14 protein-coding genes are annotated in these 10,672 nt (G+C 59.4%); 8 read left to right on the top strand and 6 right to left on the bottom strand.

Annotated elements, in window-relative coordinates:
- Positions 1 to 72: 72 nt before the first annotated feature.
- Both PseAD21_RS28790 and upp read right to left on the bottom strand, forming a co-directional pair.
- Complete coding sequence (locus PseAD21_RS28790; RefSeq protein ID WP_102359090.1) at positions 73 to 1,347, bottom strand: uracil-xanthine permease family protein; 1,275 nt, start codon at positions 1,345 to 1,347, stop codon at positions 73 to 75.
- A gap of 2 nt (positions 1,348 to 1,349) precedes the next feature.
- A complete protein-coding gene (upp, locus tag PseAD21_RS28785; protein WP_102359089.1) occupies positions 1,350 to 1,988 on the bottom strand; it encodes a uracil phosphoribosyltransferase in 639 nt (212 codons plus the stop codon).
- 163 nt (positions 1,989 to 2,151) lie between these two features.
- On the opposite strand from upp, the gene PseAD21_RS28780 reads away from it, so the two are divergent.
- From PseAD21_RS28780 to PseAD21_RS28770, 3 genes are all read left to right on the top strand, one after another.
- Complete coding sequence (locus PseAD21_RS28780) at positions 2,152 to 2,709, top strand: hypoxanthine-guanine phosphoribosyltransferase (RefSeq protein WP_102359088.1); 558 nt, start codon at positions 2,152 to 2,154, stop codon at positions 2,707 to 2,709.
- A gap of 178 nt (positions 2,710 to 2,887) precedes the next feature.
- A complete protein-coding gene (locus PseAD21_RS28775; RefSeq protein ID WP_102359087.1) occupies positions 2,888 to 3,367 on the top strand; it encodes a hypothetical protein in 480 nt (159 codons plus the stop codon).
- Positions 3,368 to 3,430: 63 nt separating this feature from the next.
- Positions 3,431 to 3,718 carry a PA4642 family protein gene (locus PseAD21_RS28770; protein WP_102359086.1) on the top strand — a complete coding sequence of 96 codons (288 nt, stop codon included), beginning with the start codon at positions 3,431 to 3,433 and terminating at the stop codon, positions 3,716 to 3,718.
- 223 nt (positions 3,719 to 3,941) lie between these two features.
- Here the strand turns inward: PseAD21_RS28770 and mqo are convergent, their stop codons facing one another.
- Both mqo and PseAD21_RS28755 read right to left on the bottom strand, forming a co-directional pair.
- Positions 3,942 to 5,450 (bottom strand): malate dehydrogenase (quinone), encoded by a 1,509-nt coding sequence (gene mqo / locus PseAD21_RS28760; protein ID WP_102359085.1) that lies wholly within the window; start codon positions 5,448 to 5,450, stop codon positions 3,942 to 3,944.
- A 710-nt stretch (positions 5,451 to 6,160) separates the two neighbouring features.
- Positions 6,161 to 6,394 (bottom strand): hypothetical protein, encoded by a 234-nt coding sequence (locus PseAD21_RS28755; RefSeq protein ID WP_003228102.1) that lies wholly within the window; start codon positions 6,392 to 6,394, stop codon positions 6,161 to 6,163.
- A 204-nt stretch (positions 6,395 to 6,598) separates the two neighbouring features.
- Here PseAD21_RS28755 and PseAD21_RS28750 point away from each other — a divergent pair, with 204 nt between their 5' ends.
- Positions 6,599 to 7,183, top strand: a complete 585-nt coding sequence (locus PseAD21_RS28750; RefSeq protein WP_025109324.1) for a YajG family lipoprotein — start codon at positions 6,599 to 6,601, stop codon at positions 7,181 to 7,183.
- Positions 7,184 to 7,376: 193 nt separating this feature from the next.
- On the opposite strand, the gene PseAD21_RS28745 is transcribed toward PseAD21_RS28750, so the two are convergent.
- Positions 7,377 to 7,583 carry a hypothetical protein gene (locus PseAD21_RS28745; protein WP_027612213.1) on the bottom strand — a complete coding sequence of 69 codons (207 nt, stop codon included), beginning with the start codon at positions 7,581 to 7,583 and terminating at the stop codon, positions 7,377 to 7,379.
- A gap of 194 nt (positions 7,584 to 7,777) precedes the next feature.
- Here PseAD21_RS28745 and PseAD21_RS28740 point away from each other — a divergent pair, with 194 nt between their 5' ends.
- Entirely contained in the window at positions 7,778 to 8,056 is a 279-nt protein-coding gene (locus PseAD21_RS28740; RefSeq protein ID WP_047599199.1) for a hypothetical protein, read from the top strand.
- A gap of 147 nt (positions 8,057 to 8,203) precedes the next feature.
- On the opposite strand, the gene PseAD21_RS28735 is transcribed toward PseAD21_RS28740, so the two are convergent.
- On the bottom strand, positions 8,204 to 9,367 hold the full coding sequence (locus PseAD21_RS28735) for a 1-acyl-sn-glycerol-3-phosphate acyltransferase (protein WP_178082182.1): 1,164 nt from the start codon (positions 9,365 to 9,367) through the stop codon (positions 8,204 to 8,206).
- A gap of 142 nt (positions 9,368 to 9,509) precedes the next feature.
- Between PseAD21_RS28735 and PseAD21_RS28730 the strand changes: the two genes are divergently transcribed.
- From PseAD21_RS28730 to PseAD21_RS28720, 3 genes are read left to right on the top strand one after another with little or no spacing between them, the layout of a single operon-like run.
- Complete coding sequence (locus PseAD21_RS28730) at positions 9,510 to 9,692, top strand: CPXCG motif-containing cysteine-rich protein (protein ID WP_102359083.1); 183 nt, start codon at positions 9,510 to 9,512, stop codon at positions 9,690 to 9,692.
- 9 nt (positions 9,693 to 9,701) lie between these two features.
- The gene (locus PseAD21_RS28725; RefSeq protein ID WP_025109321.1) at positions 9,702 to 9,962 is read left to right on the top strand and encodes a putative signal transducing protein; all 261 of its coding nucleotides are present in this window, start codon (positions 9,702 to 9,704) and stop codon (positions 9,960 to 9,962) included.
- A gap of 36 nt (positions 9,963 to 9,998) precedes the next feature.
- Complete coding sequence (locus PseAD21_RS28720) at positions 9,999 to 10,622, top strand: SOS response-associated peptidase (protein WP_102359082.1); 624 nt, start codon at positions 9,999 to 10,001, stop codon at positions 10,620 to 10,622.
- The last annotated feature ends 50 nt before the right edge of the window (positions 10,623 to 10,672 follow it).

Genomic DNA, 10,672 nt, shown 5'->3' with positions numbered 1-10,672 from the left:
CCGCGTCACTGGACGCAGAGCGTCCCTAGAGGCATTCCTTTGCTGCGCGTGGGAACGATCAGATCTAAGGGTTTAGATCAGTGGCTCATCCGCCTTCTTGTTCTTCCAGCCATCATTGCCCGGCAGAATCAGGTTCAGCGCAATCGCCACCACCGCGCATAGCGCGATGCCTTTGAGGCCGAAGTCGTCCGGACCGGTACCGGTGCCGACCAGCACACCGCCAATCCCGAACACCAATGTCACCGAAACGATCACCAGATTGCGCGCCTCGCCCAGATCGATCTTGTGACGGATCAGGGTGTTCATCCCCACTGCGGCGATCGAGCCGAACAACAGGCACAGAATCCCGCCCATCACTGGCACCGGGATGCTTTGCAGCAGCGCGCCGAACTTGCCGATGAACGCCAGGGTGATGGCGAAGATCGCCGCCCAGGTCATGATTTTCGGGTTGTAGTTCTTGGTCAGCATGACGGCGCCAGTCACTTCGGCGTAGGTAGTGTTTGGCGGGCCGCCGAACAGACCGGCTGCGGTGGTAGCGATGCCGTCACCGAGCAAGGTGCGGTGCAGGCCAGGCTTCTTCAGGTAATCGCGACCGGTCACGCTGCCCACGGCAATCACGCCGCCGATGTGCTCGATCGCCGGGGCCAGGGCCACCGGAACGATGAACAGAATCGCCTGCCAGTTGAACTCCGGCGCGGTGAAATGCGGAATCGCGAACCATGGCGCTGCGGCAATCTTCGCGGTGTCGACCACGCCGAAATAGAACGACATGGCAAAACCGACCAGCACGCCGGAAATGATCGGCACCAGACGGAAGATGCCTTTGCCGAACACCGCCACGATCAACGTGGTCAGCAGCGCCGGCATCGAGATCAGCATCGCGGTCTGGTAGTGGATCAGTTCAGAACCGTCGCCAGCCTTGCCCATCGCCATGTTCGCGGCAATCGGTGCCATGGCCAGGCCGATGGAAATGATCACCGGGCCAATCACCACGGGTGGCAGCAAACGGTCAATGAAGCCTGTGCCCTTGATCTTCACGGCAAGGCCCAGGAAGGTGTAGACGAAACCGGCCGCCATCACGCCGCCCATGGTCGCGGCGAGGCCGAACTGGCCCTTGGCGAGAATGATCGGGGTGATGAAAGCGAAGCTCGACGCCAGAAACACCGGTACCTGACGCCCGGTGACGATCTGGAACAGGATCGTCCCAAGACCTGCGGTAAACAGTGCCACGTTCGGGTCCAGGCCCGTGATCAGCGGCATCAGCACCAAGGCGCCGAAAGCCACGAACAGCATCTGGGCGCCGGACAACACCGTACGCCAGAGCGGATCGTTGAACTCTTGCTGCATGCTCACGCGTCCTTCTGCTTGGTGCCGAAGATCTTGTCACCCGCATCGCCAAGCCCAGGAATGATGTAGCCGTGCTCGTTCAAGCGCTCATCGATGGACGCGGTGTAGATGGTCACGTCCGGGTGAGCTTTTTCTACTGCAGCAATACCTTCCGGCGCGGCGACCAGCACCATCGCGCGGATGTCCTTGCAACCGGCTTTTTTCAGCAGATCGATGGTCGCTACCATCGAGCTGCCGGTGGCGAGCATCGGGTCGATGATCATCGCCAGGCGTTCGTTGATTTCCGGAACCAGTTTTTCCAGGTAGGTGTGGGCTTGCAGGGTTTCTTCGTTGCGGGCGACGCCCACGGCGGAAACCTTGGCACCCGGGATCAGGCTCAGTACGCCTTCCAGCATGCCGATACCGGCGCGCAGGATCGGCACGACGGTGATCTTCTTGCCGGCGATTTTCTCGACCGACACGGTGCCGCACCAGCCTGCAATATCGTAGGACTCCAGCGGCAAATCTTTTGTAGCTTCATAGGTCAACAGGGCGCCGACTTCCTGAGCAAGCTCACGGAAATTCTTGGTGCTGATATCGGCGCGGCGCATCAGGCCGAGTTTATGGCGGATCAGCGGATGGCGGATCTCGAGGATGGGCATGGAAAAACTCCGGCGGCGGGCAAAAAAACCGGCCTAGATTAATCTATCCGAGGGTGATGTCCTATAGGACATTCTGTACGTTAGTCCATAAAGGCTTGATTCGGCCTCGCTGGATGCGTACCTTTGCCCGCTTTTCCGAAAACATCCCCCCCTGGAGAGTGCCATGTCCGCTGATCTCGAGCATATCCGTCAAATCATGCGAGAGGCTGACTGCCTGTACACCGAAGCTGAAGTCGAGGCCGCCATCGCCCGCGTCGGTGCACAAATCAACGAACAACTGGCTGACAGCAACCCGGTGGTGTTCTGCGTGATGAACGGCGGGGTGATTTTTTCCGGCAAACTGCTGACTCACCTGCAATTCCCGCTGGAAGCGTCCTACCTGCACGCCACTCGTTATCGCAACGAAACCAGCGGCGGCGACCTGTTCTGGAAAGCCAAGCCGGAAGTCTCGTTCATCGACCGCGACGTGCTGATCATCGACGACATCCTCGATGAAGGTCACACCCTGGGCGCGATCATCGATTTCTGCAAACACGCCGGCGCGCGCAAAGTGCACACCGCCGTGCTGATCGACAAGGACCACGACCGCAAGGCGCGTCCTGACCTGAAAGCAGACTTCGTCGGCCTGCCGTGCATCGACCGTTACATCTTCGGTTACGGCATGGACTACAAAGGCTACTGGCGCAACGCCAATGGGATCTTTGCCGTTAAAGGCATGTAAGAACCCCGCACCATCCCCTGTAGGAGTGAGCCTGCTCGCGATAGCGGTCTGTCAGCAACGTTGATGTTGACTGATACGACGCTATCGCGAGCAGGCTCACTCCTACAGTTGTTTTGGGTGTGCAGATTCATCCTCGATACCCATGCTAGAGTGCGCGGCCCCGCCTCCGGAGCCTGTCATGAGCCTCTTGATCCGCAGTTTTGCCGCCCTGTTGCTGACCTTCAGCCTGCCGCTTTTTGCTGCGCCGATGCACAGTCAGTTTCTGCCGCCGGACGACCTGACCCTGCGCGATGCGGAACCTGAACAGCAACAATTGCTGCAAGTCACCGATTATTCCGTGGTCGTCGGCGCGCAACGCCAGTCCAATCAACAGCCGATTCCGGTCACCTCGCCACTGATGATCCGCCTCAGGGGCAAGTCCTTGAACAAGGGCGCGAGCATCACTCAGGTCCTGGTCAACTTCGATGGCGAAAGCAAAAGTCTGAAAAAACCGGTCTACGACGACAAGAGCAAAACCCTGACGTTGTTTTATCCACAGGCCCAATACCGGGTGATCATCGATCTGCTGCGCAACGACACCGTCTATGTGCAGTTCCTTGGTTACGCCAACGGCCATATCTGGGCCGATTTGCACACCGGGGCCGTTCGAGCGCGTTGAGCCTTGTGCCCGGGCAGGGGTAAACTGCCCGCCCCGTGTCATGTCTGCGAGCTGGAGTCGGCAATGCGTAAAGATAAGAAACAAGTGATTGGTGACGAGATCGGCGATGAGCAGATCAAGCTGTTCCTCGATTTTGAGCCGGTCGACGCCACTTCGCCGTCGCTGCACAAACTGATCAAGGCTTACCGTGGTCTGCGCATCGATGACTTCGAGCGGTTTCTGACGTTCTTCGTGGCTGCCGGTTATGACGTGGATGGCAAGGACGAGCAGGGCAAGACCTTCGTTGAGCTGATCGCGGATCAACGCAACGCGCCGGACTACATCGAGCTGATCGAAAAGTCCCGCACGTGAGGTATCCCCAATAACTGTGGCGAGGGGATTTATCCCCGTTCGGCTGCGCAGCAGTCGCAGAACCAAAAAATGCGGTTTGCCTGACACACCTTATCAGCAGGTTTTGGGGCCGCTTCGCAGCCCAGCGGGGATAAATCCCCTCGCCACAGAAGTCTTGCCAATGTTCACGCGTAAAAAAACGCCCCGCACTCACTGAGTACGGGGCGTTTTTTATGCGGCGTGATCAAGCGAAGCTTGGGGTCTCGCTGCTTTCTTCAACCAGTTCCAGCGCGATGTTGTTCTGCGTGTTGATTTTGCGATACAGCGCAGCATCGGTCTCCAGGACTTTCTCGCGGGCCGGGAAGATCTCGGCCAGTTTGCCAGCCCACTCACCCTTGGCCTTGGCCGGGAAGCACTTCTCGATCAGTTCCAGCATGATCGAAACGGTTACCGAAGCGCCTGGCGAAGCGCCGAGCAGGGCGGCGAGGGAGCCGTCCTTGGCCGCGACCAGTTCTGTACCGAACTGCAGGATGCCGCCTTTCTTCGGGTCTTTCTTGATGATCTGCACCCGTTGGCCGGCCACTTCCAGGCGCCAGTCTTCGGCTTTCGCCTCGGGGTAGAAGCGACGCAGGGAATCCAGGCGCTGCTCCATCGATTGCATCACTTCGCTGACCAGGTACTTGGTCAGGTCCATGTTGTTTTTCGCCACGGCCAGCATCGGCCCGATGTTGCCGGCGCGAACCGACAGCGGCAGGTCCATGAAGGAGCCATGCTTGAGGAACTTGGTGGTGAAACCGGCGTATGGCCCGAACAGCAGGGACTTCTTGCCGTCGACCACGCGGGTGTCCAGGTGCGGCACCGACATCGGTGGCGAACCCACAGCGGCCTGGCTGTAAACCTTGGCCTGGTGCTGTTTGACCACTTCCGGGTTGTCGCAACGCAGCCACTGGCCGCTGATCGGGAAGCCACCGAAGCCTTTGCTTTCTTCGATGCCAGAAGCCTGCAGCAACGGCAGCGCGGCGCCGCCAGCGCCGAGGAAGACAAACTTGGCGTCGACTTCACGGCTGCTGCCGCTGTTGACGTCCTTGATGCTGACGGTCCAGCCGCTGCCGTTACGCTTGAGGCCGGTCACGCGCTTGCAGTATTTGACTTGAGCATCCGGAGCGCTGGTCAGGTGCTTGAGCAACTGATTGGTCAGGGCGCCGAAGTTGACGTCGGTGCCGTTCATCACGCGGGTCGCGGCGAGGACTTCGTCCGGCGAGCGGCCCGGCATCATCAGCGGCATCCACTCGGCCATCTTGGCTTTGTCTTCGGTGTACTCCATGTCGGAGAACGCGTGATGCTTGTGCAGCACGTCGAAGCGTGACTTGAGGAAGGACACACCATTGTCGCCCTGGACGAAACTCAGGTGCGGCACCGGGCTGATGAAGGATTTGCACGAGCCGAACGTGCCTTTCTTGGTCAGGTACGACCAGAACTGCTTCGACACCTCGAACTGGGTGTTGATGTGTACGGCTTTCTTGATGTCGACGGTGCCATCAGCGGCCTGCGGCGTGTAGTTCAGCTCGCACAGACCTGCGTGGCCGGTACCGGCGTTGTTCCAAGGGTTGGAACTCTCCGCAGCACCGGAATCCATCAGCTCGACGACTTCCAGCTTGATCGCGGGGTCGAGCTCTTTGAGCAGCACTGCCAGGGTGGCACTCATGATGCCGGCCCCAACCAGAACTACGTCGACTGCTTCGTTATGCGCCATTTAACGCGTCTCCAAAATCTGCAGCACCAAATTGTCGGCATGGCTGCCAGGCGTTCCGGGACAGGTCAGTGGTGTCCAGGCTATCCATGGTCAGGTTCGCCATGTCCGAATCTTCGCAATTTTTCGCAACTTCGACGGATGTATGCGGCTTGGCTTTCAAGAGCTCCATGAACTCATTTCAGCACGCAGCTGGCAATTCGACTTATGGTCGAGACATCCGTTTTTGTGCAACCAAATCCGTAGCGGACAGGCTTCAGGCTCCGATATTCGAGGTATACCCGGTCCTGTGTCGTTGGGCTGTTTCAGACGCTAATGGTGCATGTTCAGACGCAAAACTTTTCATTTGCTCGCCACACTCTTGTGAAGTTGTGAAAACCCGTTTTTTTCACGCTCTTTTGAAGACGTGAACCTCAAAAAAGGGCTGTCCAGGCTTGGCACCCTGCCCGCAAGGGCAAAAAAAAGCGGTGGCCGAGCGTCATGACAGCTCTGCAGATTCGCGAAAAGCGGGGGTTTTTGCCGGAAGAACAGGCAAGCGCGCCAACTTCACTCGATCTGTGTGGGCGGCTCTCTGTGGGCGATTTTGATGTCGATGCAAGCGCATTGACGCTGTTGCGGGGCCCGATCAGGAGACGTCCTTATAATCGGGGGGAGATTGTATCGAAGAAATGCGGGCAGTTGCTCGTGTTTAATGACTTTTATTAGGCATCCGGTCAGATGCTCAACATCGCCTGTACCCGTGCGCGGGGCTGCGACGGTATGACGCGGGCGCTGGCGGGCAGTGGCTGGTGCAACCAGTTGAGGCGGATTTCTTCGATTTCCACCCAGCCGTCGCCCATTGGCTGCAGGCTGCACTGCTTGAATGCCTGGCAATGGCCGTTGCGGTCGAGCAGGGCAAAGCTGCGGTGCAGCGGACGTGGGGCGAACAACGAGATCAGATAACGCATGGCGAGTACCTTGTTGGAGGACTGCTTTGAAGCTTGCCAGGCAGCCGTGACGCCAAGGTGTATGGGCGGTGAATAATCTGTGACAGGAACCGCTTTCCCAAGGGTTTGTCAGACATTTGAGTATTCACTGTCGAGTGCTGGTGACCCGCAGTGGCCCACCGCTATACTGCCGGCCTGTTTGTGCCTGATTCTGGAGAAAAGAGCATGTTGCAACGCCTGTTGTTCGGTTTGATCACTGTGACCAGTTTGACCCTGGTTGGCTGCGCCCACAGCCCGCAACAACTGAGCCCGGAACCGAAGCTGACCACACAGCTGGCGCCGGTCGGCCACGGTCAGCAAGTGGTGGTGCGCGTGGTTGACGGTCGTCCGTCGCCAACCCTCGGTACCCGTGGTGGCCTGTACCCGGAAACCAGCGCCATCACCGTACAGCGCGAGCAAATCCTGCCTAAGCTGCAGGCTCAGGCTGAAGCCGCCGTGCGTCTGCTCGGCTTCACCCCGACCAGCAACGCGATGAACGCGCCGCAGTTGACCGTGACCCTGACCGAGCTGAAGTACCAGTCGCCCAAAGAGGGCATGTACGTGACCGAAGCTACCATCGGCGCGACCTTCCGTTCCGACGTGCAGAGCGGCAACCGTCGCTACAGCGGACGTTACGGCGCTTCGCTGGACCAGCGTTTCGGCATGGCGCCGAACCAGGAAACCAACACCAAGCTGGTCAGCGATGTGTTGAGCGACGCCTTGACCCGTCTGTTCAAGGACCCGACCGTGGGTCAGATCCTCGCCGAGTAAGTTTTTCGGCGAATGTAAAAAAGCCCGGTGCCAGCGATGGCCCCGGGCTTTTTCGTACTCACTGTTAAGTCAGGCTCAACGCTGCCCCTGTAGGAGTGAGCCTGCTCGCGATTGCAATTTAACATTCAACATCAATGGTTCCTGATCGTCCGCCTTCGCGAGCAGGCTCACTCCTACAGGGGGCAACGGTGTTTCAGGCGGCTTGTGAATAGAAGTCGAGAACGCTCACGCCCGTCAGCAAATCGGTCTCGGGCAAATCCGCATGCTGATGCCCGCCGAGGGCGCAATACACCAGCCAATGGCGATCCTGGACATTGAAGGCGAGGCTGCCGACGAGGCTCTGCTGTTCGTCGGTCGGGGTGATGAGGTACAGGCGATCCTGGTTTTCTGCGTGAAGCATGTCGCGTTCCATGTGTGTTTCGAGGCGCGCATGGTGGCCGATCCAAATGACGAAGCCGTGACACAGGACAGCCATCGGTCGATTGTCAGGTTATTTGTCGCAAAGGCTAGGGCGATGGAAGAGGGTTTGGGTAGAATCCGCGCCGCAGTCGTCGAACGGGCGTCTGCCACACCGATTCAGTTCCGAGGTCTGTGATGTCGCTGCACTTGATGACGCTGTTTACCGCCCATCCCGCCAAATTGATAAACCTGCTGGCGCTGGCCCTGGCCTTCCCGGGCAGTTGGCTGCTGCACGCGACCCGCCGTCGTGAACAACGTGCCATGGCCAGCATCGCCGCCCAGCGCCAGGCCCAACCGAACGCCGAACCGATACTGGATTGGGCGACGTTGCGCATGAACCGGTTCTTCTACCGTTTTGGTTTTGCCTGCCTCGGCCTGGCCCTGATCGTCTCGTGGATCAGCACCCGCTACTAAAAGCAACGCAAGCCTTTGTGGTGAGGGGATTTATCCCCGATGGACTGCGCAGCAGGCCCATGCTTTTTTCCAGATGGAAACAGAGGGGGCGCTGCGCACCCCCATCGGGGATAAAACCCCTCGCCACAATCGGATTTGCCAAAGGTTCTACAGCGGCAACCCAGCTTTTACGCGGTACTGATTGCGCACCGGCGTCGCATATTGCAGCACCAGATACGGACGGTGCTCTTCAGGGCAGGCGTCCAGCCGGCTCTGCCATTCTTCCTGTGCCTTGGCCAGTTCGTCGGCCGGGAACACCTCGGCCGCTTTTGGCACGTTCAGTTGCGGATCGGCATCGGCCCACTGCGCGTACGCCAGGTAATGCACGGGGAACAGGCGATAACCGCCGAGAATCTGCTTGTCCATCTCGACTGCCAATTGCTTGGTGTCTTCGAACAGTTCGGTGATCGGCGCGGCGAAGTTCACGTGCACCCGGCCCTTGTAGCCGGTGATGCCCTTGGCAATGCTCACGTCATCCTCGCCCGGCGCCTTGACGTAGGTGCCAGTGGTGGCGCGGATGTACAGTTCGCGGGCCTTGGCCTGGTCGCACGGGTCGTATTCGTAGCTGATCGACACCGGGGTCAGGTTCAGCGACTGGATGACTTCGCCGAACGGCTCGTCCTTGCGGCTCATGTGGAACATCTTGAGGATCGCCGACTCGGTGCGGTCATCGCCATCCTTGGCCCGGCCTTCGGCCTGAGCGATCCAGATCGAGGCGCAATCGTTGCGGATCGAATAGTTGATGTACGCCGACAACAGTTGATACGCGGCCATCTTCTCGCGACGGCCGGTGATCGAACGATGAACGATGAAGCTCTTGTTCAGGCGCATCAGATCGCTGACAAACGGCTTTTGCAGCAGGTTATCGCCGATCGCGATGCGCGGCGTCGGCAGGCCGGCGTGGTACACGGCGTAGTTGACGAAGGCCGGGTCCATCACGATGTCGCGGTGGTTGGCGATGAACAGATAAGCGCTGCCGGACTTGAATTGCTCGACCCCGGTGTAGGTCACGCCGTCGGTGGCGCGCTCAATGGTGTGGTCGACGTAGGACTCGACCTTGTCCTGCAAAGTCGCCACCGATGTCACGTCGGCGAACTCACGACGCAGCCGATGGGCTATAAGTGGTTTGAGCATCCAGCCGAAGGCACCGGCAAAACGCGGGAAGCGGAAGTGGGTGAGGATATCTAGAAACGCCTTGTCGCCGAGCAGTCTTGCCAGTACCACAGGTACTTCGCTGTCGTCGTAAGGTCGGATGGCATCGAATTCGCCCATCATGCTCTCTTGTTGGAAACGGCTAGGGTAAGTAAAGGATTTGATCGAAAACCCGCGGGGCACGGTCTGAAAAAGTAGCCAGACAAAAATAGCCCTGCAAATAGACCGGCGATTATACGCACAAGTCACCTGGGAGACCGTGATGCTGGAAACCGAGCGCTACGAATGTCCGTATTGTGGTGAGGAAGCTGAAGCTGTTCTGGATTTGTCGGCCGGGGATCAGACCTACATAGAGGACTGCCCTGTGTGCTGCAGGCCGATCAAGTTCACGCTGCAAACCGATGGTCGGGAATGGATGCTCGAAGTCCACAGCGAAAACGAGTGAGGGGCGCGCATGCAGCGAATCTACGAGCCGGAAAACCTGATGGAAGGCGAAATGCTCAAGGGCATGCTCGCCAGCGAAGGCATCGAGGCGCACCTGGTGGGCCGGGATCTGCTCGGCGGCACGGGTGAGTTGCCGATTTTCGGCCTGCTCGGCCTGTCGGTCGATAACGATCAGGCCGAGTACGCCCGCGAGCTGATCACTGCGTACAATGCCGCGCTGCCGCTGCCCGGCGATGAACCGGAGAGCTTCCCCGGCACGCTGGTCTGTTAGGCTGGCGTTCGTTTTACTTCTGAGTCGTGTTGCCCCATGTGTGGACGTTATGCCCTGTTTCGCTGGAACCGCGATTTCGCGGCCCTGCCTGGTTTTCCCGCCGATCAGCAGGCGCAGTGGAACATTTCCCCCAATGATTCGGTGTTGATGCTGCGTGCCGAGGCCGACGGCACGCGCTCGCTGGCCCGCGCCCGTTGGGGCCTGACGCCGCCGTGGCTGACCGATCTGTCGAAAACACCGGCACATGCCCGGGCGGAAACCGTGGCCGAGCAACCTATGTTCCGCGAAGCCTTGCGTCTGCGCCGCTGCCTGCTGCCGGCCAACGGTTTTTACGAATGGCGCGGGACCCAGCGCAAGCGGCCGTTCTGGCTGACGCCGGGGGAGGGCTCGTCATTGTTTTTTGCGGCGATCTGGGAGGCGTATCCGGTGCAGGAACAGGTCTGGTTGAGTACGGCGGTGATTACCCAACCGGCGTCGAGCCAGCGCCGGCCGTTGATTCTCGATGAGGCGGGGCAGGCGGCGTGGCTGGATCCGGAGACGCCGTTGCATGTGTTGCAGGGTTTGCTGGCCAGTGAACCGGCGGCGCTGCGTGAGCGGGTGTTGGCGAATCTGATCAATGATCCGAAACTCAATGGGCCGGAGTGTTTGACCCCGGGTTAAAGCCTGTAGATCAAAAGCCCCTCACCCTAGCCCTCTCCCAGAGGGAGAGG

Source organism: Pseudomonas sp. AD21, assembly GCF_002878485.1.
Classification (GTDB): domain Bacteria; phylum Pseudomonadota; class Gammaproteobacteria; order Pseudomonadales; family Pseudomonadaceae; genus Aquipseudomonas.
The sequence above is the reverse complement of the archived record's forward strand: the minus strand, read 5'-3'. Positions and strand labels throughout refer to the sequence as shown.

Excerpts from the sequence above, each read along its gene's own strand:
- PseAD21_RS28790 (WP_102359090.1), bottom strand. The coding sequence starts at position 1,347 with ATGCAGCAAGAGTTCAACGATCCGCTCTGGCGTACGGTGTTGTCCGGC.
- upp (WP_102359089.1), bottom strand. The coding sequence starts at position 1,988 with ATGCCCATCCTCGAGATCCGCCATCCGCTGATCCGCCATAAACTCGGC.
- PseAD21_RS28780 (WP_102359088.1), top strand. The coding sequence starts at position 2,152 with ATGTCCGCTGATCTCGAGCATATCCGTCAAATCATGCGAGAGGCTGAC.
- PseAD21_RS28775 (WP_102359087.1), top strand. The coding sequence starts at position 2,888 with ATGAGCCTCTTGATCCGCAGTTTTGCCGCCCTGTTGCTGACCTTCAGC.
- PseAD21_RS28770 (WP_102359086.1), top strand. The coding sequence starts at position 3,431 with ATGCGTAAAGATAAGAAACAAGTGATTGGTGACGAGATCGGCGATGAG.
- mqo (WP_102359085.1), bottom strand. The coding sequence starts at position 5,450 with ATGGCGCATAACGAAGCAGTCGACGTAGTTCTGGTTGGGGCCGGCATC.
- PseAD21_RS28755 (WP_003228102.1), bottom strand. The coding sequence starts at position 6,394 with ATGCGTTATCTGATCTCGTTGTTCGCCCCACGTCCGCTGCACCGCAGC.
- PseAD21_RS28750 (WP_025109324.1), top strand. The coding sequence starts at position 6,599 with ATGTTGCAACGCCTGTTGTTCGGTTTGATCACTGTGACCAGTTTGACC.
- PseAD21_RS28745 (WP_027612213.1), bottom strand. The coding sequence starts at position 7,583 with ATGCTTCACGCAGAAAACCAGGATCGCCTGTACCTCATCACCCCGACC.
- PseAD21_RS28740 (WP_047599199.1), top strand. The coding sequence starts at position 7,778 with ATGTCGCTGCACTTGATGACGCTGTTTACCGCCCATCCCGCCAAATTG.
- PseAD21_RS28735 (WP_178082182.1), bottom strand. The coding sequence starts at position 9,367 with ATGGGCGAATTCGATGCCATCCGACCTTACGACGACAGCGAAGTACCT.
- PseAD21_RS28730 (WP_102359083.1), top strand. The coding sequence starts at position 9,510 with ATGCTGGAAACCGAGCGCTACGAATGTCCGTATTGTGGTGAGGAAGCT.
- PseAD21_RS28725 (WP_025109321.1), top strand. The coding sequence starts at position 9,702 with ATGCAGCGAATCTACGAGCCGGAAAACCTGATGGAAGGCGAAATGCTC.
- PseAD21_RS28720 (WP_102359082.1), top strand. The coding sequence starts at position 9,999 with ATGTGTGGACGTTATGCCCTGTTTCGCTGGAACCGCGATTTCGCGGCC.